This is a genomic window from Methylomarinum sp. Ch1-1 (assembly GCF_030717995.2).
Classification (GTDB): Bacteria; Pseudomonadota; Gammaproteobacteria; order Methylococcales; family Methylomonadaceae; genus Methylomarinum; species Methylomarinum roseum.
Genome location: NZ_CP157743.1, coordinates 2147293 through 2171902, shown reverse-complemented (window position 1 = coordinate 2171902; position 24610 = coordinate 2147293). Strand labels below are relative to the sequence as shown.

The window sequence follows — 24610 nt, the reverse complement described above, 5'->3', positions numbered from 1 at the left end:
GCAATAAGAGGAAAATGCTCATGATGGTCACCTTCGTGTCCGAATGCGAGAAAAAAGCCTTGGGCCGCACCCGCCGCGTCCTCGACGCCTTCGCCAACCGCATCGGCAGCCGCACCTGGCAAACCGTGATCACCGAGGAAGGCTTGCAGGCGGTGAAAAAACTGCTGCGCAAAAGCGCGACCAAGAATACCGCCGAGGCGTGTCATTGGATACGGAGCCGGAGTCGGAGCGAATTGGTTTGGGTCGTGGGGAACCGGAGCAAGTTTAATCAGGAAGGGATTGTGCCGGTGAATAGTACGCAAAAAACCATTTGGCAAAGTGATATGTCGGCAGATTGGCATGCGTTGCCGTTAATAAAAAGCTTAACGGCCTTAGCCGCTCTATTTCATGATTGGGGCAAGGCTTCTGAATATTTTCAAGACAAGTTAGCAAGCAATAAAAAGACAGGCGATCCTTTAAGACACGAATGGATTTCCACCTTATTTTTAAATGCTTATGTAAATGAAGAGTCAGATCAATCTTGGTTAACCCGGTTGGCCGAAGGCAAAATAGAGATCGAAGATTTAAAAAAATTAGTTTGCGATAAACATAACCAGAGCAAGGAAAAAAATAAACCATTGCATAAACTACCGACAGCAGCCAGTGTGCTGGCTTGGTTAATTGTTTCACATCACCGGCTTCCTGTTAACGATATCAATGTTCGTTCATCTTCAAAGCCGCATCAATTTAAAGATTTGTTTAAAGTCATCGATCAAAAATGGGGGTATGAAAATATCTACAATGAAGATGAATATAAAAGCAACTTGTCCCGTTGTTTCGACTATCCCAAAGGTTTGCCGAGTCAATCCGACAAATGGCGGCAATATGCTCAGCGCAACGCTAAAAAACTGCGGGAACTGTTGCCGTTGCTTGAACAAGCCATTGCCGACGGTAGCTGGCGTGTCATTATGCATCATGCCCGTTTGGCATTGATGTTGGGTGATCATTATTACTCCTCACAGGAAAAGGATAAGAACTGGAAAAGTAACCTCGATTTATACGCCAATACCGATAAGAGTCATCAGCTCAAACAGCAACTTGATGAACATTTGGTGAGGGTGGCCAAGCAAGCGGTACGCAATGTGCATTTGTTGCCTGCCTTTGAAGGCCAACATCAAGAGCTGCAACGCGCTTTTGATATAAAACCGTTGAAACAAAAAAGCCCGATTGCCTATCGCTGGCAAGACATAGCAGTAACAAAAATCAGTGACTGGCGAGAACAACACAAGGCAAAACTTAATTCCCATCATTTCGGTTTTTTTGCCGTCAACATGGCCAGCACGGGCCAAGGTAAAACATTCGCCAATGCCAAAATCATGCGGGCTTTATCGATTGACGCGGAAAGCCTGCGCTATATTCTGGCGTTGGGATTAAGGACTCTGACCTTGCAAACCGGGGACGAATACAGAAAGCGTATCAAACTGGAAGATGATGAATTGGCGGTATTAATCGGTTCGCGGGCTGTTTTGGAGTTGCATGAGCTTAACCAGTCCCAAAAAGAAGATGTAGGCATTGAAACGGGGTCGGAATCGGAAGAAAGCCTTCTGGATAATGAAATTGATTTTAGTTCCAGCATTCCCGATGACCAATTGGCAACGGTATTAACCACACTCAAGAGCAGGCAGTTTCTTTATGCACCTGTATTGGTCTGTACTATCGACCATTTAATGGCTGCTACGGAAACCAAAAGAGGTGGTCGTTATATTTTGCCCGTCTTACGGTTAATGTCTTCTGATTTGGTTATCGATGAAATTGACGACTTTGACGGGAAAGATTTAATTGCTATTGGTCGTTTAATCCACCTGGCAGGCATGCTGGGACGTAAGGTCATGATTTCCTCCGCCACCATTCCACCCGATTTAGCGGAAGGTTTTTTTAATGCCTATCAGGAAGGTTGGTCATTATTTGCCAGACACCGTAACCGAAGCCAGATTATAGGCTGTGCCTGGATTGATGAAAAAACGACGCACGTCGAATCGATTGACAGTCAATCTTGCGATCAAGCTATAGGTCGGTATCGGCAACAGCATCAGGGGTTTGTCGCTAAGCGCATCAAAATGTTACTGACTCAAGCGGTTAAACGAAAGGCGGATATTGTGCCTGTTGTTGAAACAGACGGACAAACACAAACGGACGCATTTTTTTACGCCATAAAAACCGCCATTGTAGAAAAACACCGGCAACATTGTTTTATCGATGAACAAACAGGCAAGTCGATAAGTATCGGCTTGGTGCGCATGGCCAATATTAATCCATGTGTTCTGTTAACGCGTTTTTTACTCAATGTGGAATGGCCTGAATCCATGGATATACGGTGTATGGCGTATCACAGTCAGCAAACGTTGATCATGCGTAACGAACAGGAGAAACATTTAGATCAAATCTTAAAACGTCACCCAGGCAATGAAGCACTATGTCATCATCCGGTGATTCGGCAGCACCTTGACTCTACAAAAGCGAAACACTTGATCTTTGTTTTGGTTGCCACTCCCGTAGAAGAGGTCGGACGCGATCATGATTTTGACTGGGCGATTGTCGAACCGTCTTCTTACCGTTCCATTATTCAGTTAGCTGGACGTATTTTACGACATCGTTCATTAGAGAACGCGTTAGAACATTGCAATATCGGTTTGTTGCAATACAACCTGAAAGGCTTTTTAGGACAAGAGAAAGTTGTCTTTCGGCATCCAGGTTATGAAAGCGATGGCAACAAATTGAAAACACATGATTTGACCAAGTTGGTTAATACCGCTGAGCTTGCAAAACGGGTCGATGCTCAGGCGCGTATCAGTAAATCAGAACAACTTCAGCCAGAAAGCGATCTCGTTGATTTGGAACATAGTGTGATTCAGCAGCTATTGACTCACTATACCGAATTCGGCCCGGCATCTTTGCAAGGTTGGCTGCAAAGTTGCTGGTGGTTAACCGCCATTCCGCAACAGCTCGTCAAATTCAGAGAAGGCTATCCGCAAGTGACGCTGTTTTTGGTTGATCATGAAGGCGAATGGAAATTTGCTGAAAAAGATAAATTTGGCAAGCCTGTCGTTTGCGAGCAGATCAAACATATTCATCAGCAGAATGAGCTTTCGGCGACGGAACGACAACGGCTCTGGTTGCATCGGGATTATCAAGAACTGCTGGAAGCAACCGGAAAACCGAGCGCGAAAGAAGCAGCGTTGGTTTATGGGGAAATCAATATACCGGATAATGAAAAGGCGGAGTTTGTTTATTCGGAGCAATTTGGAATTACAAAATCAATAAAGGAGACAATATGCTAGACCCGGCAATACAAGCGTTTCTCAACGAACGCAAAGAACTGTGGTTAAAGAAAAAAATCACCACGAAAACATCTGAAAATGAACAAGCTGAATTAAAAATGCAGGCAGTGGAAGCTTTTTCATTGGATGAATGGCTGCCCGATGCCGCTAAGCGCGCCAGGCAGTTGTCGATGGTCTCTCATCCGGGAAAATTCAGTCACCCTAGTGCAAAAACAAGCGCTGTGATTGCTACTGCTCAACGGCAAGCCGATGGTTTTTTACGGTCCGGGAATGTGGCTGTCGATTTGGATGTATTAGGTAATGCGGCGGCATTGGATGTTCATAAGTTCTTGAGTATTTATTTGTCCGACGGCGCGACGGTATTAGAGCATTTAGAGCAACAAACCGAAACGATACGGCAACAATTCACTCTGCACACAGCACCATTTGACGAAATTGAAGCCGGGTTGCTGGCAATAAAACAGACAGGGGATAGTTCGGTCAAAACCAGCGAGCGCGTCAAACAGGTTTATTTTCCAGTTGATCAGGCTGAGTATCACTTGCTGTCCGTTTTAACGCCATCGAGTATCATGTTTAAGCTTAAGGAGCGTATTAATGTTCTACGTTTCTCTGATGAAGTCAAAGAAATACGCGAAGCAAAGAAAAACAATCTCTATCATGAAAAGTCTTTATCCGAGCTATATGGCTTAAGCGTCATCGGGTTTGGCGGCACAAAACCGCAAAACATCAGTGTGCTCAATAATAAAAATGGCGGAACAGCTTATTTATTAGCATCCACTCCGCCTATGTTGGAACAAAGGACTAACCAACCACCCAGAACAGATTTCTTTGTTGGTTATTTAAACACTAAAAGCTATGCCGAAGACTTCAATAAATTACATAAGCTGTTAGTGAGTGACGCCAACAATATGCATATACGCAAACAACGTGATTGGCTGATTCGCACGATTATCTACCAAGTGGCTGACAGACTTTGGCAAGTTCGGTTCTTACCTGCTGGGTGGTCTGATTCCGATAACTATGCACAACTGACTCACTATCAAAAAATCTGGCTGGATCAGCAATATCAGGGACAACGCTCAGAAAACACCGATTATTTAAGCAAAGTAAAACAGGAGCTTGCTATTTGGTTTATCAATACCTACAAGAAATTATTGGATGATCAGGCGGTAAGTCTCGGCGATGAGCAACTATCGGCCATTAAAGAATTAATCGAAGATTGTGAGGAGGCTTTACGATGAACAGCAGAACTCTCTTGTTAATCCCTAAGATCAAGATTCACAATGCCAATGCCTTGTCCAGTCCTTATACCATCGGTTTTCCGGCAATGACTGCCTGGTTAGGCGCTGTCCATGCGCTACAACGACAATTAAACGCTATTGATGATTATGATGAGGTACGACTAAGCCGCATGGCCGTTATCAGTCATGACTTTAACCTGCAAACCTATAAAGGTAATAGTGACTATGTTTATTCCATTATCGGTACGGGCAATCCGCTTGATAAGAACGGTGACCGGCCTTCATTTATAGAAGAAGCCCGCTGTCATTTAACCGTTTCACTAACCATCGAATGCGAAGAACTTGGGCTGATTGATGAAAATGAATTTCTGGAACAAGTTACAAAAACGCTGATCAGCATGAAATTAGCGGGTGGCGATGTGCTTTCCATGCAAGACCCGCAGTTAATTCCCGTTGAAGATGAAAACAGCTTAAAAATCCTAACTAGAAAAGTCATGCCGGGTTTTTGTCTGATCGAGCGGCGCGACCTTATGCAGCAAGCTATGCAAGAGGGGCAGGATGCAATCGATGCATTATTGGATTACCTATCCGTACACCACCATAGCAATCAGGATGATGCGGGGCATGTGACCTGGACAAGCAGTCGTAAAACCAAAGGTTGGATTGTACCAATTGCGACGGGCTTTCATGGTCTTAATGCGCCGGGTTTAACTGAAAATCAGCGAGACCCGGATACTCCCCACCGATTTGCGGAAAGCATTGTCACGCTCGGCGAATTTGTCATGCCTTATCGAATATCCAACCTGGATAACATGCTTTGGCAATATCACGCCGATTTGAAAAACAGTCTTTATCTTTGTCAACAAACACAACCGATCACTCAATAAGGAGAAATACTCATGGCTAAGAATGAAAAAATGGCGTCCGTATTAGCATTTGAAAAAAAACTGGTCCCCTCGGATGGCTTCATGTATGGAACCACATGGGATCAGCGATATGAGAAAAAGTCCTGTTCACCGCTCGCTCTTAAGGAAAAATCAGTACGGGGTACCATTTCAAATCGTTTAAAAGCGACTATTAAAAATGATCCATTAAAACTCAACGCAGAAGTGGAAAAACCAAATTTACAACGCGTCGATAGCTGTGCATTAGGGACGGATCAAGACACGTTAAAGCTTCACTTTACATTGAAAGTGCTTAGTGGAGTACAAAAGCCATCAGCCTGTAATAGTCACGTTTTTAATGAAACCTATACCAAGGCGGCCAATGGTTATATCGAGGCCGAAGGGTTTACCGAGTTGGCCAAACGCTATGCGACTAATATCGCCAATGGTCGTTTTTTGTGGCGAAATCGGGTTGGTGCGGAAAAGCTTGAAATACAGGTCAGTGTATTAAATCGCTTGGATGATAATCAAAAAACATGGGTGTTTGATGCAACACAGTTCAAATTACGGGATTTCGAGCAATCAACACCGGAGTTGGAAGAATTAAGTACGGTAATAGCCGAGTCGCTTTCAGGAAAAGCAGATTTTGTGTTATTGGAAGTCAATGCGTTTGCTTTGATAGGAAAGGCTCAGGATGTCTATCCCAGTGAAGAACTGGTTCTGGATAAAAGCAATTCAAAAGATAAAAGAAGCAAAATCCTTTATCACATTAACAATATTGCCGGGATGCATTCACAAAAAATCGGGAATGCGTTACGTACTATCGATACATGGTATCCCGAGTATGCGGAAGCCAATATCGGGCCGATTGCCTTGGAGCCTTACGGCGCAGTCACCAACCTGGGTAAAGCTTTTCGTAACCCCAAAGCCAAATCTGATTTTTTTACCTTATTTGACAAATTTGCCACGGGCGAAACCTTGGGCAATATTGAAGATCAGCACTACGTTATGGGTGTCTTAGTGCGTGGCGGCGTGTTTGGCGAAAGTGGCAAGGAATAAGCTATGAAATGGTATCAAGACATCACCCTTCTGCCCGATGCGGAAGCCAATCTTGGCTTCCTCTGGCACAAGGTTTATCAGCAAGTCCATTTGGCGTTAGCGGACAATAAAATCGCAGAGAACCAATCGGCGGTTGCTGTTTCTTTTCCGGGTTATGGGAGCAAACAATTTCCATTGGGGGAAAAACTACGGTTGTTTGCTGGAACTCAAGCCCAATTGGAGGAAATGAAAATAAACCAATGGCTGTCCCGCTTAACCGATTACACACATGTGAAGCCCATTAAGTCAGCCCCGGAAGCAATCAACCAATATGCCTGTTTTCAACGGAAACAATTTAAAAGTAATTTATTGAAAGAGGCGGCAAGAAGAGCTCAATATAAGGGTGAAACATTGGAAGCGGCATTGGCGCATTTTTCGCATTATGAAAAAGAATGCGCGTTGCCTTATATCAATATGGCCAGCTTATCGATGGAAGATAATAACAGTCCTCGAAATTTTAAACTGTTTGTGGCGCGTGAACTTTTTGATGAGCCCCAAGCAGGGCCTTTTAATTGTTATGGCCTTAGTAAAACCGCTACCGTCCCTTGGTTTTAAGTAAGCTGCGACCGATCTCGTTCCCACACTCCTGCGTAACCTCAGGACATAAATGGGAACGAGAGACAGTCAGTCTGATCAGTCGAATGATGAATTGCAAGCGGAGTCTAACCAGGGCTCAGTTCCAGAATGGAATCGGGTACTTTTGGCTGATTATTTGCTTAATAGCGAAAATTAAGTGATTTGACCCAAAAAATTTAAGCTCTTTAACAATATAGAAAAATCAATAAGTTATAAGATAGCGAAAAATAATGGTTAAAACGGTTATTTTTACATAAGTAGCTGTTGCCATTATTTTTTTACGTTTTATACTACAGTTCACTGCCGCACAGGCAGCTTAGAAACAATGGCAAATGGTTCACCGCCCGCGACATCGGTTCACTGCCGCACAGGCAGCTTAGAAAAAACCAGAAAGCAGCGGAAGTGGAGCGACTGTGTTCACTGCCGCACAGGCAGCTTAGAAAAATGGCGAACGATTCTTCGTTGTGATGTGAGAGTTCACTGCCGCACAGGCAGCTTAGAAATCCCGCGACCAGGCCGAAGTGTTCAAGGCCTAGTTCACTGCCGCACAGGCAGCTTAGAAAAGCTGAAATGGTGGGACGCGAAGAACGACCCGGTTCACTGCCGCACAGGCAGCTTAGAAAGACCTGGACCGGGGAAAGTTAAGGGAGCTAACGTTCACTGCCGCACAGGCAGCTTAGAAAAAGCCTAAATTTAAACTCGCCATAGCGCCTATGTTCACTGCCGCACAGGCAGCTTAGAAAGCTGGCATAAGGAGTCGCTGGAGGGTGGTGAAGTTCACTGCCGCACAGGCAGCTTAGAAAATCACAGCGATGCCGTCGCGCACCTCGACATTGTTCACTGCCGCACAGGCAGCTTAGAAAGCTAAAAATACCCTCTTTGCCCGGTTGAAACTGTTCACTGCCGCACAGGCAGCTTAGAAAATGTTTTTCAGGTCCAGACGGCCAATGACAATGTTCACTGCCGCACAGGCAGCTTAGAAAATGCACCCAGCCGGCGTGATCGTCCCGCCAAGGTTCACTGCCGCACAGGCAGCTTAGAAATCTTGATGCGCGGTCAAATCGTCCCAGAATGCGTTCACTGCCGCACAGGCAGCTTAGAAAATTCGCTGGCAATGACCGGGTTTGCTCGGATGGTTCACTGCCGCACAGGCAGCTTAGAAATGAAATTTTCAACAATCCAATCGCCATCGCTAGTTCACTGCCGCACAGGCAGCTTAGAAACATGAAGAATGTCGCTGAACTGTTGTTGATGGGTTCACTGCCGCACAGGCAGCTTAGAAATTGTAAAAATGTGCTTCACGTTCATTGAATTGGTTCACTGCCGCACAGGCAGCTTAGAAACCTATATTAATCGCCCCGTGCATTTATACACAGTTCACTGCCGCACAGGCAGCTTAGAAATCAAACCATGCAGCGGAAACGATTAAGCAAACGTTCACTGCCGCACAGGCAGCTTAGAAAAGTCTACGGCGGCATGAGGGTTGGCTATAGTAGTTCACTGCCGCACAGGCAGCTTAGAAAACACATTTATGTTTGGTCCTACAGGAGCCGGTGTTCACTGCCGCACAGGCAGCTTAGAAAAGCTTCAGCAACAACCCAGACCTGTTAGACTCGTTCACTGCCGCACAGGCAGCTTAGAAAACATCCTCACCCAGTATATCGTTCAACTGTAGGTTCACTGCCGCACAGGCAGCTTAGAAAAAGTACAAAACCCAGCAGCAACAGAACAATGAGTTCACTGCCGCACAGGCAGCTTAGAAAATTGCTTTGGCGTAGGCCCAGGGCCGCTTCGCGTTCACTGCCGCACAGGCAGCTTAGAAAAGCACTAGAACGTAGACTAATAATATCAGGTAGTTCACTGCCGCACAGGCAGCTTAGAAAAGTACCCGGATTCTCAAGTATGGTGGTACATTGTTCACTGCCGCACAGGCAGCTTAGAAAAGCTCAAAACGTGCGTGGCACACTCAACAGGCGTTCACTGCCGCACAGGCAGCTTAGAAATGGCGGAAGGAAAGCCCGAACATCGTTAAGTTGTTCACTGCCGCACAGGCAGCTTAGAAAGCTCGTCCGGACCTTATCCCGGCCGTCGCCGCGTTCACTGCCGCACAGGCAGCTTAGAAAAGCTGGGGATCGTGTTTAAGATTCCGGACTACGTTCACTGCCGCACAGGCAGCTTAGAAAAGCTTCTTTAACATCGGCAACGGTTATCAGGCGTTCACTGCCGCACAGGCAGCTTAGAAAATGCTGACGGTTGATTTTCTATTGCTCGTGTTGTTCACTGCCGCACAGGCAGCTTAGAAATAAATGCGCGCGGAATCGTGATCACGTTTGATGTTCACTGCCGCACAGGCAGCTTAGAAAATCTAAATTTGTCGATGAATCTGCATTTTGTAGTTCACTGCCGCACAGGCAGCTTAGAAAAAGGAGTCGGCATGAGTCAAAGTAAAACACACGTTCACTGCCGCACAGGCAGCTTAGAAATTTTCATAATTACCCCCAGTTAATTTTTTGTTGTTCACTGCCGCACAGGCAGCTTAGAAATTTCAAATATGCGTTTTCTTCTTTTGTTGTTTGTTCACTGCCGCACAGGCAGCTTAGAAACAATCCTAAGGCAAGCTGTTGAGCAAGAAATCGTTCACTGCCGCACAGGCAGCTTAGAAATGTTAGTTGCTCACAGTGTGCGAATTTTATTCGTTCACTGCCGCACAGGCAGCTTAGAAAAGAGTGGGCAAGGAAAGAGCGCGAAGAGCTTGGTTCACTGCCGCACAGGCAGCTTAGAAAATTAACTGCTAGAAACTACAATGCAAATACTTGTTCACTGCCGCACAGGCAGCTTAGAAAACGTGTTTTTGTGGTGTCGATATGGATACCGTGTTCACTGCCGCACAGGCAGCTTAGAAAACAAAAGCAAATTACAGGTCAAAATGTTGGGTGTTCACTGCCGCACAGGCAGCTTAGAAATGAACACGCGAATAGGCCCGATAACCCAACGCGTTCACTGCCGCACAGGCAGCTTAGAAAAATCGACGAGATGCGTGATTTTTTGGCATATTGTTCACTGCCGCACAGGCAGCTTAGAAATCAATACCAGCCGGCGCTTCGGTCCGATCTTGGTTCACTGCCGCACAGGCAGCTTAGAAAGTCCGATTACGAGTTATTGAGTCCGTATGGCGGTTCACTGCCGCACAGGCAGCTTAGAAATGATACGACGCCATCGAATCGTCGTCCGGTACGTTCACTGCCGCACAGGCAGCTTTGAAATCCGGTGTCGGCATCGGAGGCGATCATGTCGCGTTCACTGCCGCACAGGCAGCTTAGAAAAATGACGCCATCAGCGAAGATGCCGCCGTTGCGTTCACTGCCGCACAGGCAGCTTAGAAAAGGCGTTTTCCATCCGTTCGATTTTATCGATCGTTCACTGCCGCACAGGCAGCTTAGAAAATTATGTCAAGATGCGTGTTGTCAGTACTAAGGTTCACTGCCGCACAGGCAGCTTAGAAAATTAACTGCTAGAAACTACAATGCAAATACTTGTTCACTGCCGCACAGGCAGCTTAGAAAACGTCCAGGGCAAGGACTTGGGGCCATTCATCGTTCACTGCCGCACAGGCAGCTTAGAAAGCTTCACTTCGTCGCCAGTCCATGCCTGGCCCGTTCACTGCCGCACAGGCAGCTTAGAAAGACCCACCCTCGGCCCGTCTGATCGGTGCGATGTTCACTGCCGCACAGGCAGCTTAGAAAGAGAAGGCGCCGACCCATTCGTGCTGCTCCGTGTTCACTGCCGCACAGGCAGCTTAGAAAACTCCTCTATAACGCCATGCCAAAAAACAAACGTTCACTGCCGCACAGGCAGCTTAGAAAAAACTCATCGGCGCTCATCGCCCGGACTTAACGTTCACTGCCGCACAGGCAGCTTAGAAATGATACGACGCCATCGAATCGTCGTCCGGTACGTTCACTGCCGCACAGGCAGCTTTGAAACAACTCGGAAAACAGGATATATTCTTAGTTTGATCTCGTTCCCACGCTCCTGCGTGGGAACGCATACAGAATTTCAACATGGGTAGAAGCCGCTATAAAATCGTCGACGACGAATTGCCGCATTTTGTCACGCTGTCGGTTTTGCATTGGATACCGGTATTCACACGTCCGGCAACGGTATCTATCTTACTGGATTCGTTAAAGCATTTGAACGAAGAAGGCTTGAGGTTATACGCCTTTGTGATTTTGGAGAATCACATGCATTTAGTGGTTCAAAGCAAGCAATTAGGCCGCGACTTGGCCCGCTTTAAATCTTATACTTCCAGGGAATTGCTTGCCTATCTTCATCAACATAATGCTGTCCGGATTCTCGATCAATTGGCGTTTTATAAAAAAGTGCACAAAATTGATCGCGCTTATCAATTCTGGCAGGAGGGCTGCCATCCGGAATGGATTCAAAACGTTGAAATGATGCGACAGAAGGTTGATTATATTCATCAAAACCCGGTAAAACGCGGGTATGTCGATCGACCTGAACATTGGCGGTATTCCAGCGCCAGGAATTATCTTGGTCAAAACGGGTTGATTGAAGTTTGTATGGATTGGTAAGCCCCGTATGCGTTCCCACGCAGGAGCGTGGGAACGAGAGAAAAGAATTGTCGTAGGGTCATATGCCACCAAAACGTCTTGGTGATGGTGCGCACATTTTTCTTGGATTGCTGCGCGGTTGCAGCTCTTTGTAGCATTTCGGCGCGATGATCGTAAAATTGATCTCTGCATTCTTGGAGGCGCGAAAAGTTTTATTCGGCCCGAGGGCGGGCCTCCTACGGCGGCTTATGTCTAACGATGAGAGCTTAACCCTCTCCATGGCTAGAACCATTGTGATGGTGCGCAGTGCGCACTTTACATTTTCCTTGGGTTGCTGCGCGGCTGCAGCTCCTTGTAGCATTTCGGCGCGATGATCGTAAAATTGATCTCTGCATTCTCGGAGCGCCGCATTCGGCGCGCAATGTTTTATTCGGCCCGGGGGCGGGCCTCCTTACGGCGGCTTATGTCAAACGATGGGAGCTTAACCCTCTCCATGGAGCCAGAACACCATTGTGAGGGTGCGCAGTGCGCGCCCTACAGTTATAGGAGAATCGATGCGTCTTCTTTATCGGCGGGCCTCTATGCTCAACAGCGATTCGAAAACTGTTTAGGCGAGAAAACGGTCTGCTCTTTTAGCTTCTTCCTTTTGCATTTTCAGGTCTTTTTTGCGTTGCCGATAAGGTAGGAGCATGAAAAATATGGCTAAGCCCAGCAGCAGCCAAAATTTTATCCGGAACATCAGCTCTAATTGGCCCAGCATAACCGGATGATTCAGGAGAAAAAGATTGATTGAATCGAATATTTCCATAGTCTTACTCCCATAATGTTGCATGACGACTCACCCGAATTTGCCATGAAGATAGCCTAGGTTTTTAAATAAACCGTGGAAAATTGGCTTTAATGCAACCAGAATGGATTGAGTACTGTTTGTATCTGAATAAAAATTTTCCGGGTTAAATAAAACAGACTCCAAGCCCCCGAAATAATTCATTTTTTTAGTCGGGGTTAAGCCTTTACAGTCGTCGCGGACTCTAAGGCTTTAACTATTTTCATCGCTGCGCTTGGAAAAATCACGGTAACCGATTGAGATTAAATAGACTATACTTGGGATAAAATTCGTTTCCAACAGGAGGAGATAGTGTCTTTTGTCGCTTATCTGGCCATCTATCTTGTCATTTGCATCATCGCCACCTATCTAACGACCCGCCTATTAGCGATGTCTCAGCCCCTGCCCGACCGTAGAAAATATGACCGGCGCAAAAACGTCAGACCCGGCCACATCGATCGACGCGCCTCATATCGACGCCAAAACAATTTAGCGATTAACCGTCGTTTCGCTGACGACCAGCTCTCTTAACAGCGCCGTCGCATAGCTCCCGGCCGGCAAACTGAAGTTCACCTGCAAGTCGCCGTTGTCGGTAAAAATCCACCCCAGTTCTTCCGGCATGGTCCTCAGGGCGCGCCTGCCCAAATCCAGATCGAATTTCAATAAGATTTCGGTCAGCTCCGGATAGCGATCCAGCACGTGCTTTTCCATGTTTCCAGCCTCACCGGCGGTGTCGATCTCTCCTTTACCAAACAAGATGCCGGTCGCGTGTATGTCTCCCCCCTTCATCCGTTGTTCCAACTCCTCGGTAACCGTCTCAACCTTGAACAGGCTGTTGCTTTGCCTCAGCTTGCAGAGGTCGCCGCTTACCGGCTGACGCCAGTTTTGCCGCCGCACCCGTTCCGCCAGCACCTGATTGAATAAATAGGCGCGTATGGCCGATAGATAAAGACTGCGCTGCTCGCGCTTAAGCTTTTTACCTTGGCCTAGGATCAAGGCCTTGTTGACATTTTGACCGTCTCGGCCGAAGCGTTGCTCGGCAAAATAATTGGGAAAGCCCTGTTGTTGGATAATCTGCAGGCGATGCTCCGCCGCATCCCGATCGCCACGCCAGTTTCTGATGCGAATTTGAAAGCGGTTGCTGGCAATGACGCCCCGTTTCAGTTTGCGGGCATGGCGGGCAACCTGGTTTATTTTAATGGATTCCGTCTCCAGCGCCGACCAGTCCAGGTCTTGCTTGCCCGGTAGCCATATACTGAACCATTGCGTGGTGCGGGCATGACGGTCTTTCTGGCCGGCAAATCCGATATCCCGCTGTCGCACGCCGGCATAGCGGGCCAAAGCCCGAGCGACATAGTCGGTGTTTTCGCCGACTTTTTCGATGAGCAGGAATACATGCTCGCCCTCTCCTGCCGGCGCGAACGGCAAGCGTTCGTCGACGATGAAGTCCTCCGGAAGCGTTTTGATGTCCCCATTACCGACCGGCCCACCATGGGCGTAAGGCCATTCGGGAAGCGAATAGTCGTGTTGTTCGCTCAAGCGATCATTTCTCGATCAAAACCACGGCTTGCACGGCAATGCCTTCCTTGCGGCCTTCAAATCCCAGCTTCTCGGTCGTGGTGGCTTTGACATTGATGCAATCGCTATCGGCGTGCAGATCATCGGAAATATTTTTGCACATCGCTTCGATATGAGGCGCCATTTTCGGCGCCTGGGCGATGATCGTGATGTCGGCATTGACCAGTTGATAGCCTTTCTGCTGGACGATGCCATAGACATGACGCAGCAATACTCGACTGTCCGCGCCCTTGAATTCCGGGTCGGTATCGGGAAAGTGCTTACCGATATCGCCGAGCGCGGCGGCGCCCAACAAGGCGTCACAAAGCGCGTGCAGGACCACGTCGCCGTCGGAATGCGCATCCAGGCCCTTTTCATAATCGATTTTGACACCGCCCAAAATCACGTCGCCGCCCTCTTTAAAGCGGTGTACGTCGTAACCTTGTCCTACTCTGATCATTGTTGCTCCATATAAAACTGCGCCAACGGCAAATCTTCCGGGCGCGTGATTTTGATGTTGTCCGGCCGACCTTCGACGATTTTCGGCCGATAGCCTTTCAGCTCCAGCGCGCTGGATTCGTCGGTGATGGCCGGGTTGCCTTCCGCCTCCTGCAATGCCTCCCTGAGCATGCCATAGCGGAACATCTGCGGCGTCAACGCGCGCCAGACACGAGAGCGGTCTATCGTCGCACTGATGCTGCCGGCTTCGACCTGTTTCAGGGTGTCGTGCGACGACAGCGCCAGTATGCCGCCGACCGGGTCGTCCTGCAGCGTTGCGATCAACTGATGAACATCGTCGGCGGTCAAACAAGGCCGGGCGGCGTCATGCACCAGCACCCAGTCGTCTTCGCTCGCCCGCCCTTCTAGAGCCTGCAAGGCCGATAAGACCGAATCGGCCCTTTCCTTGCCGCCCGCTGCGGTGATGATGCGAGGGTTAGTGGAAACTTCCAACTCCGGCCAATAAGGATCTTCCTTGGAAATGGCGACGGCGACGGCGTCAAAGGCGTCGGATTGCAACAAACGGGAAAGGGTGTGTTCGATGACCGTCTTGCCGGCCAACGGTAAATATTGCTTGGGCTTGTCCGCCTGCATGCGCTTGCCGACACCGGCGGCGGGCACGACGGCCCAATTCTTGATTGAATGAGTCATTCTTTATTCAAGCACCTGAAAGAAAGTTTCGTTTTCCTTGACCATGCCCAATTCATAACGGGCGCGTTCTTCAATCGCCTCCTGGCCTTTTCTTAAGTCCAGTACTTCGGCATAAAGGGCGTCATTGCGCTCTTTCTTCTCCTGCGCCTCTTTCTGCAAGGCGTCCAGGCGCTGCTGATATTCCTGTATCCGAAAGACGCTGGCGTCCCCCAGCCAAAAGCGATACTGCAGGTGAACGATCAGCAAGATAATGATGGCGATGAGAATTTTAATAAGCGTGCCCTCATCTTAGGTCGGTTGGATTAGACGGTCGCCTAATCCAACAAAAATAGCAGGTGTTTTGCAAAAGCCGGGATTCGCATGGCGAACCCCGGCCTACGCTTTATAGCATTTTGAATGCGCTACGACCTGCGTAAACGGCTTTATCGCCCAATTCGTCTTCGATTTTCATCAGACGGTTGTATTTGGCGATACGGTCGGAACGGCTCAATGAACCGGTTTTGATCTGACCGGTGCCGGTCGCGACAACCAGGTCGGCGATCGTGGTGTCTTCGGTTTCGCCGGAACGGTGAGAAACGACGGCGGAATAGCCAGCCGCTTTCGCGGTGTTGATCGCTTCCAACGTTTCGGTCAGCGTACCGATTTGGTTAACTTTGATCAGGATGGAGTTGCCGATGCCCTTGTCGATGCCTTCTTTCAGGATCTTAGGGTTGGTCACGAACAAGTCATCGCCGACCAACTGGATTTTGCCGCCCAGTTTATCGGTATGCGTTTTCCAGCCGTCCCAATCGTTTTCGTCCATGCCGTCCTCGATGGAGATGATCGGATATTTTTCCACCCAATCGACGAAGAAGTCGGTCATTTCATTGGAATCGAAGCTGCGGCCTTCGGAAGCCAATACGTATTTGCCGTCTTTGAAGTATTCTGAGCTGGCCGCGTCCATGCCCAGGAAGATGTCTTCACCGGCTTTGTAACCGGCGTTGGCGATCGCTTCCAGGATCACTTCGATCGCTTCTTCGTTGGAAGACAGGTTAGGTGCGAAACCGCCTTCGTCGCCAACGGTGGTCGCCAGGCCTTTGCCTTTCAATACTTTGGCCAGGTGATGGAAAACTTCGGCGCCGTAACGGATCGCTTCACGGAAAGTCGGTGCGCCGACCGGCAGAATCATGAATTCTTGCAGATCAACGCTGTTGTCGGCATGAGAGCCGCCGTTGATGATGTTCATCATCGGTACCGGCATGACGTATTCGCCGGAGGTGTTCAGATAACGGTATAAAGGCACTCCGCCTTCTTTCGCCGCCGCATGAGCCGCCGCCATCGATACGCCCAGAATCGCATTGGCGCCCAGACGACCTTTGTTTTCGGTGCCGTCCAGTTCGATCATTTTTTTGTCGATCGCCGCCTGATCGGCCGCATCCATGCCGATGATGGCGTCGCGAATTTCGCTGTTGACGAACTCAACGGCTTTCAGAACCCCTTTACCCAGATAGCGAGATTTGTCGCCGTCGCGCAACTCAATGGCCTCACGTTCACCTGTTGAAGCACCTGACGGCACCATCGCACTGCCCACAACGCCGGAAGCCAATGTCACTTCCGCTTCAACGGTCGGGTTGCCACGCGAATCCAATACTTCACTTGCTCTTACATTTACTATTTCAGCCATTATTACCTTGCCTTTATAAAGTTGTTTCAATCAGGCTGTTTGCTTTCACAGCCTGGTCTATGGTTGATAAAACTTGCAATAATTCTTTCATTCTATGCAACGGCCAGGAGTTGGGGCCGTCGCTCAACGCTTCTTCCGGTTTAGGGTGAGTCTCCATAAACAAACCGGCGATGCCGACGGCCATCGCCGCCCTGGCCAATACCGGCACATGTTCGCGCTGGCCGCCGGAACAGGCGCCCTGACCGCCCGGCAATTGCACCGAATGGGTCGCATCGAAAACCACCGGACACTGGGTATCGCGCATTACCGCCAGCGAACGCATATCCGAAACCAGGTTATTATAACCAAAGGATGCGCCGCGCTCACACACCATAATCTGATCGTTACCGGCCGCTTTGGCTTTGTCGGTGACATGCACCATGTCCCACGGCGCCATGAACTGGCCTTTCTTGATATTGACCGGCTTGCCCTGGGCGGCGACCGCCTGTATGAAATTGGTCTGCCGACACAGGAATGCCGGAGTCTGCAGCACATCGACGACGGAGGCGACTTCATCCAGCGGCGTGTCTTCATGCACATCGGTCAATACCGGCACTTGCAGTTGTTGCTTGACCGTCTCCAGGATCTGCAGGCCTTTTTCCAAACCCGGTCCGCGGAAACTCTTGTGCGAGGAGCGGTTAGCCTTGTCGAACGACGATTTATAGATGAAGGGGATGCCCAGCTCGGCGGTTATTTCCTTCAGGGCGCCCGCGGTGTCCAGCGTCATTTGCTCGCTTTCAATGACGCAGGTGCCTGCGATCAGAAAAAACGGCTGGTCCAGCCCGACTTCGAAATCAAATAACTTCATTATTTTGTCTGCTCCTGTCTATACTTGGACGCTGCGTCTACAAAACCGGAAAACAACGGATGGCCTTTACGCGGCGTCGAGGTAAATTCCGGATGGAACTGGCAAGCCAGGAACCAAGGATGATCCGGGATTTCCACGACCTCGACCAGGCGGCCGTCGATGGACTTGCCGGAAAATCTCAGACCGGCCTGCTCCAGTTGCTGCATATAATTATTGTTGAATTCGTAGCGATGACGATGGCGTTCGGTGATGACGTCTTTTTGATAAAGCTGATAAACCAAGGTATCCGGCTTCAGACGGCATTTTTGTGCGCCCAGGCGCATCGTACCGCCCAGGTCGGAATCCTCGTCGCGGGTCTCGACCTTTCCGTCGGAGTCTTTCCACTCGGTAATCAGACCGATCACCGGATGCAGACTGTCGATCAGAAACTCGGTGCTGTGCGCGCCTTCCAGGCCGGCCACATTGCGGGCGAATTCGATGACCGCGGACTGCATGCCCAGGCAAATGCCGAGGTAAGGAATCTTGTTCTCGCGGGCATAGCGCACGGTTGCGATCTTGCCTTCGACGCCGCGTTCGCCAAAACCGCCGGGCACCAAGATCGCATCGACGTCTTTCAGCAGCGACACGCCATGCTCCTCGATCATTTCCGAATCGATATAGCGGATCTTAACCTGGTGCCGGGTGCGTATGCCGGCATGCATCAGCGCCTCATTCAGCGACTTATAGGCGTCGGAATGATCGACATATTTGCCGACGATCGCGATTTCCACCTCATCAGTCGGATGGGTCAGGCCTTCGACCACTTTTTCCCATTCCGACAAATCGGCCTTGGGCACATCGAGGCGCAGTTTATCGACGACGATGTCATCGAGCCCCTGCTCGTTCAGCAATAACGGAATCCGGTAAATGGTATCGGCATCGATGGCGGAAATCACCGCTTCTTCGGAGACATTGGTGAACAAGGCGATCTTGCGTCGCTCTATCGACGGAATCGCTTGTTCGGAACGGCAAATCAGAATATCGGGCTGGATGCCGATGGTGCGCAATTCCTTGACCGAATGCTGGGTCGGCTTGGTTTTGATTTCCCCGGCCGACTTGATGTAAGGCACCAAGGTCAGATGAATGAAAATGGCGCGGTCATGACCCAGCTCGATGCCGATCTGGCGGATGGCCTCTAAAAATGGTAGCGACTCGATATCACCTACCGTGCCACCGACTTCGATAAGCGCGACATCCATGCCTTCGGCGCTGTCAAAAATGCGCTGCTTGATTTCATCGGTAATATGGGGGATCACCTGCACCGTGGCGCCCAGATATTCGCCCTTACGCTCCTTGCGCAATACTTCCTCATAGACCTGGCCGGTGGTGAAATTGTTTTTCTTGGACATCGTGGTTTTCAAAAACCGCTCATAATGCCCTAAATCCAGATCGGTTTCCGCACCGTCCGCGGTGACGAAGACCTCCCCGTGTTGAAAAGGACTCATCGTGCCGGGATCGACATTGATGTAAGGGTCCAACTTGGTTATCGTGACTTTCAAACCACGGTCTTCAAGGATGGCCGCCAGCGATGACGCCGCAATCCCCTTACCCAGTGATGAAACCACGCCGCCTGTAATAAAAATATATTTTGTCATGAAATAATTATTTGCCCTGAATCGTCGATGACAAGTTAAATAAAAACTGTCAATTTTAGCATTTTTAACGATAAATTTCCTTCTTTATTCAATAGACTCCCACAACACTTGATAACAAGATTCTTCGCCTGCGGAAAAAAACGCTTCCGCCACCCATAAGCCGGCCACCGCCGCCAGCTGACCGTCCAAATAAATCAACGGCCGCTGTTCTCTTTGCCAGGGCGGCACGGCGGCTTCCTGATATAATTTTTTCAGGGCATGCCGCCCTTTCCGTCCGATCAGCTTGAGCATCTCTCCGCCTTCTCTGGGCTTGATTGTGACCTTAGCTTGCCGCCAAAGCCCGACCGGAATACCGGAGGACGAAGGCGCAATCCGCAAGCGATAACCGTTGGCGCACGCTATCTCGCTGACGCCTTGCGGCCACTCCCGGGTCTTTTCCTTGACCGGGGCGCTGGCGGGCAGACAATATAGCCTTCCGCGGTATCGTTTGATCTCCCGGCCTTGCGTGCGCAGCTCGGGGTCGGCTTCGGGTCCGGCGCAGGCGACCTCGGCAATCAGCGTTTGCAACAAGGCTTCGCCGGGCGGCTTCAAGCCCTGCATTTCAAGCCAGCGTCTCAGCACTAAATTGCGTTTGCTCAAATCCAGCGCCAATAAATCTTGCACGGCTAACGACCGATCCCGCCGATCATAGCAATCTTCCAGCAAGTCATCGGCCAGACCGGCGAGCAATTCGGCCGCCGCGGCGCAATGCCTGGCCGAACGCGCCACCGTTTTATCGAGGGACGGCCAGCGCTGTTTTAACAGCGGCACGATGTTATTGCGCAGATAATTCCTGTCGAAATCGTCCGCTTGATTGCTGGGGTCTTCGACCCAATGCAGCCGATGGCTATCGGCATAATCAAGGATACTGCGCTTGCCGACAGTCAGCAACGGTCTCAGCAGCCAGCCTTTGCCGAATTCCGTCCGTTCCGGCATCGCCGCCAAACCGGATACGCCGGCGCCCCTAAACAATTGCAGCAGCACCGTTTCCAGCTGATCTTCCCGATGCTGGGCGACCAGCAATACATCGTCCCGCGCCAGCAGCGCCCGCAAGGCCTCGTAACGAGCGGTCCTTGCCGCATCCTCCGGGCTTTGTCGCTTTTTTGCGCTGGCGTCGACCCGCAATTCCTTAAACTCCACGCCCAGACGTTCGGCGCTGACGCGGCAATGTTCGGCCCAGACGTCGGCCTCCCGCTGCAAGCCATGATGCACATAAACCGCCGTCAGCCGTTGCCGATAGTCGGGTTCGTTAGCGCAAAGATGCAGCAACACCTGGGAATCGACGCCGCCGCTGTAAGCGACGAAAATTCGTGCCGTGTTTGCCGGCAAAATCGTATCGATCAGCGCAGCGGTCAATTTAGTCATAGATTCGAATCGCTAAGCGGAAACAAAAAAGGCCGAAAGATCGGCCCTGTTCGCTTCTGCTCGTTGCTTTGGTCGGCTTAACGCCTATTTCACCGGCTCCTCGATATAGGAGCCATAACGCATGATGCGCTGATAACGTTTCACCAGCAACTGATCCATGTCCTTGGCTTCTTCTTTTAAATCATACATGTGGCGTATCAATGTTTCGCGCAGATTCAATGCGGTTTTATGAAAATCTCGATGGCCGCCGCCCAGCGGTTCCCTGACCACTTCATCGAGGAAGCCCTGCTCACGCACCCGGTCGGAGGTAATTCCCATCGCTTCCGCCGCCAACTGCGATTTTTCCGCGCTTTTCCATAGAATCGAGGCGCAGCCTTCCGGCGAAATCACCGCATAAGTGCTGTATTCCATCATGATCAGGCGATCGCCAACGCCGATCGCCAACGCTCCGCCGGAACCGCCCTCGCCGATCACCGTGCAGATAATCGGCGTTCTCAACTTGGACATCTCGAACAGATTCCTGGCGATCGCCTCGCTCTGGCCGCGTTCCTCGGCGCCTATGCCGGGATAAGCTCCCGGTGTGTCGATCAGACAGATGATCGGCAGTTTAAAACGCTCGGCTAACTTCATCACCCGCAGGGCTTTACGATACCCTTCCGGACGCGGCATGCCGAAATTGCGATAAATTTTCTCCTTGGTGTCACGACCTTTCTGATGGCCGATCACGACAACAGGCTGGCCCTCCAATCGCGCCAGGCCGCAGACAATGGCCGGATCATCGGCATAAGTGCGGTCGCCATGCAGCTCGTGAAAGTCGGAAAACATCAGCTTGATATAATCCAGTGTATAAGGCCTACCCGGGTGTCTGGATAACTGGGAAATCTGCCAATCGCTCAAATCGGTAAAGATGCTTTCCGTCAGCATTTCGCATTTTTGTTCCAGCTGCTTCAGCGTATCGGAAATATTAATATCGTTATCAAACTCTACCTTGCGGAGCTCTTCTATTTTCGCTTCCAGCTCGGCGATGGGTTGTTCAAAATCGAGAAACTTTAAATCCATGGAATTGTGCTTGGGAATTTAGAAATGAATGCAATTTTATAGAAAAACCATAATTTTTTCTAAAATATTTATACTATTCAGTAAAATTTTGTAAGTACCTGGAAAAAGTCAGAGGGTCTCAGGTGCTTCGTCATTCCGGCATGGATTACCGGAATCCAGTTATCATGGATGGTGGCTCATACAACTATCCCTATTACCAATCACTTAATTATTCAGCATCCTTTTATCAGAGGGAGTCGATTATTGATTTATCGGGCTGTCTGCAACAGGACGCCGCACTCAGCGCTTACGCCGCACATGGACGTGCAAGTGTCGCGTGAGATAGGAAATCGGCAGCGACCGCCGCACATGGACGTGCAAGTGTCGCGTGAGATAGGAAATCGGCAGCGACCGCCGCACATGGATGTGCAAGTGTCGCGTGAGATAGGAAATCGGCAGCGGCCGCCGCACAGGGACGAGCAAGTGCAGCGTGAGGCAGGATGCCATTAGCTGCCAGGGAGGTGTTCAGGCGCCCCGAGAAATCAATGATCTACCGCCCACAGCCAAAAAATACTCAATAAAAACGAATAGTTAACAAATACGATGACATGCGTCGACTCATGGTATTGATAAACCTTCAAACAACTTTGCGATACAATATCGGTCATATGAAAGTCACCCTTACTCCAGTTTTTTAATGAACGATCTGTTTTCCGCCCCTGCCGACGACTTTGCACCGCTCGCCTCCCGGATGCGGCCGGGCAATATCGATGAATTTATCGGCCAGGAGCATTTGTTGGGCCCGGGCAAGTCATTACGCGTTTCCATCGAAAACGGCAACCTGCATTCGCTGATTTTCTGGGGCCCGCCAGGCGTCGGTAAGACCACATTGGCCAAAATCATCGCGCAATCCTCCCGCTCCCATCTGATCGAACTGTCGGCGGTGTTGGCCGGGGTCAAGGAAATCAGGGCGGCCGTCAACGACGCCAAAAACCTGAAGGCCACCCGCGGCATCGACACGATACTGTTCATCGACGAGATTCACCGATTTTCCAAAAGCCAGCAGGATTCGTTATTGGCGCCGATCGAAGACGGTTCGATCATGCTATTCGGCGCGACGACCGAAAATCCCTCGTTTGAACTGAACAACGCCCTGCTTTCGCGGTTGCGGGTCTATGTACTCAGGAGCCTGGAATTCGGCTCGTTAAAAGGCCTGTTGAAAAACGCCCTGAACGACCCGCAGCGCGGCTTGGGACAGAAGAAGCTTGTCGTCGACGATGACATTCTGGATCTGATCGCCAAAGCCGCCGACGGCGACGCCCGCCGCTGCCTGAATATTCTGCAGATCTGCGCCGACCTCTGTGAGCTTAAAGACGGCCAGGAAACCATCACCGTCAATGTCTTGGAAGAAGTCCTGCAGGGCCAGCTGAATCGTTTCGATAAACGCGGCGATATGTTCTACGACCAGATATCGGCGCTGCATAAATCGGTGCGCGGCACCAATCCGGACGGCGCGCTGTATTGGTTCGCCCGCATGATCGACGGCGGTTGCGATCCCTTGTATATCGCCCGCCGAGTGGTGCGCATGGCTTCCGAGGATATCGGCAACGCCGACCCGCGCGGCTTACAAGTAGCGCTGGACGCCTGCCGGGCTTACGAACGCCTGGGCAGCCCGGAGGGCGAATTGGCGCTGGCCCAGGCCGTCGCCTATCTGGCCTGCGCACCGAAAAGCAACGCCGTCTATGCGGCTTATAAAGCGGCGCTGGCCGACGCCAAAGCCAGTGGCTCACTGGATGTGCCGGCGCACCTGAAAAACGCGCCGACCAAGCTGATGAAAGAGCTGGGGCATGGCAAGGATTATCGATACGCCCATAACGAGCAGGACGCCTATGCGGCCGGTGAAACCTATTTACCCGATCCATTGAGAGACCGGCAATATTATTTTCCGGTGGAACGGGGCTTGGAAATCAAGATCAAGCAGAAATTGGATGCCTTGCATCAAAAAGACGCCAGATTCCGCGGCGACAAGCAAAAATAAGGCAGTCTCCTTTCGCGCCGAGGGCGGCGCTCCCACGAAACAATCGCTATCAAACAAGCCCGTTACAAAACCTCCGGTAGGGCGGATCAAGCGCAGCGGATCCGCCGAAAAAGCGACAAACTTCATGACCTTCATGACAATCAAAACGATCAATCGCAGAACAGAATCAAGTAGGGTGACGCTGACGGCAGGAAGCGCACCAGATGCCGAGATGCGCTTCTCGTTGTTCAGCACATCCGACGAAACTACGGTAGGGCGGATCAAGCGCAGCGGATCCGCCGAAAAAGCGACAAACTTCCTGATCTTGATGACCTTCATGGTAATCAAAACGATCAATCGCAGAACAGAATCAAGTAGGGTGTGCTGACGACAGGAAGCGCACCAGATGCCGAGATGCGCTTCTCGTTGTTCAGCACATCCGACGAAACTACGGTAGGGCGGATCAAGCGCAGCGGATCCGCCGAAAAAGCGACAAACTTCATGACCTTCATGGCAATCAAAACGATCAATCGCAGAACAGAATCAAGTAGGGTGTGCTGACGACAGGAAGCGCACCAGATGCCGAGATGCGCTTCATGCAGTTCAGCACATCCTACGAAACTACGGTAGGGCGGATCGGTAGGGCGGATCAAGCGCAGCGGATCCGCCGAAAAAGCGACAAACTTCCTGATCTTGATGACCTTCATGGTAATCAAAACGATCAATCGCAGAACAGAATCAAGTAGGGTGTGCTGACGACAGGAAGCGCACCAGATGCCGAGATGCGC

General features: G+C 50.2%; 20 protein-coding genes and 1 CRISPR repeat array. Of the genes, 9 read left to right on the top strand and 11 right to left on the bottom strand.

Features of this window, described 5'->3' with window-relative positions; genetic code table 11:
- Nucleotides 1–20 precede the first annotated feature (20 nt).
- From cas3f to Q9L42_RS10130, 6 genes are all read left to right on the top strand, one after another.
- Nucleotides 21–3317 (top strand): type I-F CRISPR-associated helicase Cas3f, encoded by a 3297-nt coding sequence (cas3f, locus tag Q9L42_RS10155; RefSeq protein WP_305908551.1) that lies wholly within the window; start codon nt 21–23, stop codon nt 3315–3317.
- Nucleotides 3311–4558 carry a type I-F CRISPR-associated protein Csy1 gene (gene csy1 / locus Q9L42_RS10150; RefSeq protein WP_305908552.1) on the top strand — a complete coding sequence of 416 codons (1248 nt, stop codon included), beginning with the start codon at nt 3311–3313 and terminating at the stop codon, nt 4556–4558. Before cas3f ends, csy1 begins: the two co-directional genes overlap by 7 nt.
- Entirely contained in the window at nt 4555–5445 is an 891-nt protein-coding gene (gene csy2, locus Q9L42_RS10145) for a type I-F CRISPR-associated protein Csy2 (RefSeq protein ID WP_305908553.1), read from the top strand. The genes csy1 and csy2 overlap by 4 nt, the downstream gene beginning before the upstream one ends.
- 12 nt (nt 5446–5457) lie before the next feature.
- A complete protein-coding gene (gene csy3 / locus Q9L42_RS10140; RefSeq protein WP_349432716.1) occupies nt 5458–6501 on the top strand; it encodes a type I-F CRISPR-associated protein Csy3 in 1044 nt (347 codons plus the stop codon).
- Nucleotides 6502–6504: 3 nt separating this feature from the next.
- A complete protein-coding gene (gene cas6f, locus Q9L42_RS10135) occupies nt 6505–7095 on the top strand; it encodes a type I-F CRISPR-associated endoribonuclease Cas6/Csy4 (protein ID WP_305908555.1) in 591 nt (196 codons plus the stop codon).
- Between the two features lie 316 nt (nt 7096–7411).
- Nucleotides 7412–11099: a CRISPR direct-repeat array (repeat unit 28 nt; unit sequence GTTCACTGCCGCACAGGCAGCTTAGAAA).
- A 78-nt stretch (nt 11100–11177) separates the two neighbouring features.
- Nucleotides 11178–11708, top strand: coding sequence for an REP-associated tyrosine transposase (locus tag Q9L42_RS10130; protein ID WP_305908556.1), 531 nt, complete (start codon nt 11178–11180; stop codon nt 11706–11708).
- 586 nt (nt 11709–12294) lie between these two features.
- Here Q9L42_RS10130 and Q9L42_RS10125 read toward each other — a convergent pair.
- Complete coding sequence (locus Q9L42_RS10125; RefSeq protein WP_305908557.1) at nt 12295–12495, bottom strand: hypothetical protein; 201 nt, start codon at nt 12493–12495, stop codon at nt 12295–12297.
- Nucleotides 12496–12825: 330 nt separating this feature from the next.
- Here Q9L42_RS10125 and Q9L42_RS10120 point away from each other — a divergent pair, with 330 nt between their 5' ends.
- The gene (locus tag Q9L42_RS10120) at nt 12826–13044 is read left to right on the top strand and encodes a hypothetical protein (protein WP_305908558.1); all 219 of its coding nucleotides are present in this window, start codon (nt 12826–12828) and stop codon (nt 13042–13044) included.
- On the opposite strand, the gene truD is transcribed toward Q9L42_RS10120, so the two are convergent.
- The 9 genes from truD to accA all read right to left on the bottom strand — a co-directional run bounded on the left by truD (nt 13003) and on the right by accA (nt 21826).
- The gene (gene truD / locus Q9L42_RS10115) at nt 13003–14052 is read right to left on the bottom strand and encodes a tRNA pseudouridine(13) synthase TruD (protein ID WP_349432714.1); all 1050 of its coding nucleotides are present in this window, start codon (nt 14050–14052) and stop codon (nt 13003–13005) included. The genes Q9L42_RS10120 and truD overlap by 42 nt on opposite strands.
- Before the next feature lie 4 nt (nt 14053–14056).
- Nucleotides 14057–14530: a 2-C-methyl-D-erythritol 2,4-cyclodiphosphate synthase gene (gene ispF, locus Q9L42_RS10110; RefSeq protein ID WP_305908559.1), complete on the bottom strand. Its 474-nt coding sequence runs from the start codon at nt 14528–14530 to the stop codon at nt 14057–14059.
- A complete protein-coding gene (ispD, locus tag Q9L42_RS10105; RefSeq protein WP_305908560.1) occupies nt 14527–15219 on the bottom strand; it encodes a 2-C-methyl-D-erythritol 4-phosphate cytidylyltransferase in 693 nt (230 codons plus the stop codon). Before ispD ends, ispF begins: the two co-directional genes overlap by 4 nt.
- Nucleotides 15220–15222: 3 nt before the next feature.
- The gene (gene ftsB / locus Q9L42_RS10100; protein ID WP_305910238.1) at nt 15223–15492 is read right to left on the bottom strand and encodes a cell division protein FtsB; all 270 of its coding nucleotides are present in this window, start codon (nt 15490–15492) and stop codon (nt 15223–15225) included.
- A 109-nt stretch (nt 15493–15601) separates the two neighbouring features.
- Nucleotides 15602–16882, bottom strand: coding sequence for a phosphopyruvate hydratase (gene eno / locus Q9L42_RS10095; RefSeq protein ID WP_305908561.1), 1281 nt, complete (start codon nt 16880–16882; stop codon nt 15602–15604).
- A 13-nt stretch (nt 16883–16895) separates the two neighbouring features.
- Nucleotides 16896–17729 (bottom strand): 3-deoxy-8-phosphooctulonate synthase, encoded by an 834-nt coding sequence (gene kdsA / locus Q9L42_RS10090; RefSeq protein ID WP_305908562.1) that lies wholly within the window; start codon nt 17727–17729, stop codon nt 16896–16898.
- Nucleotides 17729–19363, bottom strand: a complete 1635-nt coding sequence (locus Q9L42_RS10085) for a CTP synthase (RefSeq protein WP_305908563.1) — start codon at nt 19361–19363, stop codon at nt 17729–17731. The genes kdsA and Q9L42_RS10085 overlap by 1 nt, the downstream gene beginning before the upstream one ends.
- A gap of 84 nt (nt 19364–19447) precedes the next feature.
- Nucleotides 19448–20767, bottom strand: coding sequence for a tRNA lysidine(34) synthetase TilS (gene tilS / locus Q9L42_RS10080; RefSeq protein ID WP_305908564.1), 1320 nt, complete (start codon nt 20765–20767; stop codon nt 19448–19450).
- An 84-nt stretch (nt 20768–20851) separates the two neighbouring features.
- Nucleotides 20852–21826: an acetyl-CoA carboxylase carboxyl transferase subunit alpha gene (accA, locus tag Q9L42_RS10075; RefSeq protein ID WP_305908565.1), complete on the bottom strand. Its 975-nt coding sequence runs from the start codon at nt 21824–21826 to the stop codon at nt 20852–20854.
- Nucleotides 21827–22502: 676 nt separating this feature from the next.
- On the opposite strand from accA, the gene Q9L42_RS10070 reads away from it, so the two are divergent.
- Nucleotides 22503–23843 (top strand): replication-associated recombination protein A, encoded by a 1341-nt coding sequence (locus tag Q9L42_RS10070; protein WP_305908566.1) that lies wholly within the window; start codon nt 22503–22505, stop codon nt 23841–23843.
- On the top strand, nt 23794–24210 hold the full coding sequence (locus tag Q9L42_RS10065; protein WP_349432713.1) for a hypothetical protein: 417 nt from the start codon (nt 23794–23796) through the stop codon (nt 24208–24210). Before Q9L42_RS10070 ends, Q9L42_RS10065 begins: the two co-directional genes overlap by 50 nt.
- Here the strand turns inward: Q9L42_RS10065 and Q9L42_RS10060 are convergent.
- Nucleotides 24176–24529, bottom strand: coding sequence for a hypothetical protein (locus tag Q9L42_RS10060; protein ID WP_349432712.1), 354 nt, complete (start codon nt 24527–24529; stop codon nt 24176–24178). The two genes, Q9L42_RS10065 and Q9L42_RS10060, sit on opposite strands and share 35 nt — an antisense overlap.
- Nucleotides 24530–24610 lie beyond the last annotated feature (81 nt).

Bases quoted from the DNA above. Each gene is read 5' to 3' on its own strand.
- csy1 (WP_305908552.1), top strand. From the start codon at position 3,311: ATGCTAGACCCGGCAATACAAGCGTTTCTCAACGAACGCAAAGAACTG.
- kdsA (WP_305908562.1), bottom strand. From the start codon at position 17,729: ATGAAGTTATTTGATTTCGAAGTCGGGCTGGACCAGCCGTTTTTTCTG.
- Q9L42_RS10085 (WP_305908563.1), bottom strand. From the start codon at position 19,363: ATGACAAAATATATTTTTATTACAGGCGGCGTGGTTTCATCACTGGGT.
- csy2 (WP_305908553.1), top strand. From the start codon at position 4,555: ATGAACAGCAGAACTCTCTTGTTAATCCCTAAGATCAAGATTCACAAT.
- Q9L42_RS10070 (WP_305908566.1), top strand. From the start codon at position 22,503: ATGAACGATCTGTTTTCCGCCCCTGCCGACGACTTTGCACCGCTCGCC.
- Q9L42_RS10130 (WP_305908556.1), top strand. From the start codon at position 11,178: ATGGGTAGAAGCCGCTATAAAATCGTCGACGACGAATTGCCGCATTTT.
- cas3f (WP_305908551.1), top strand. From the start codon at position 21: ATGATGGTCACCTTCGTGTCCGAATGCGAGAAAAAAGCCTTGGGCCGC.
- eno (WP_305908561.1), bottom strand. From the start codon at position 16,882: ATGGCTGAAATAGTAAATGTAAGAGCAAGTGAAGTATTGGATTCGCGT.
- ispF (WP_305908559.1), bottom strand. From the start codon at position 14,530: ATGATCAGAGTAGGACAAGGTTACGACGTACACCGCTTTAAAGAGGGC.
- accA (WP_305908565.1), bottom strand. From the start codon at position 21,826: ATGGATTTAAAGTTTCTCGATTTTGAACAACCCATCGCCGAGCTGGAA.
- Q9L42_RS10125 (WP_305908557.1), bottom strand. From the start codon at position 12,495: ATGGAAATATTCGATTCAATCAATCTTTTTCTCCTGAATCATCCGGTT.
- ispD (WP_305908560.1), bottom strand. From the start codon at position 15,219: ATGACTCATTCAATCAAGAATTGGGCCGTCGTGCCCGCCGCCGGTGTC.
- Q9L42_RS10060 (WP_349432712.1), bottom strand. From the start codon at position 24,529: ATGAAGGTCATCAAGATCAGGAAGTTTGTCGCTTTTTCGGCGGATCCG.
- cas6f (WP_305908555.1), top strand. From the start codon at position 6,505: ATGAAATGGTATCAAGACATCACCCTTCTGCCCGATGCGGAAGCCAAT.
- Q9L42_RS10065 (WP_349432713.1), top strand. From the start codon at position 23,794: ATGCCTTGCATCAAAAAGACGCCAGATTCCGCGGCGACAAGCAAAAAT.
- csy3 (WP_349432716.1), top strand. From the start codon at position 5,458: ATGGCTAAGAATGAAAAAATGGCGTCCGTATTAGCATTTGAAAAAAAA.
- tilS (WP_305908564.1), bottom strand. From the start codon at position 20,767: ATGACTAAATTGACCGCTGCGCTGATCGATACGATTTTGCCGGCAAAC.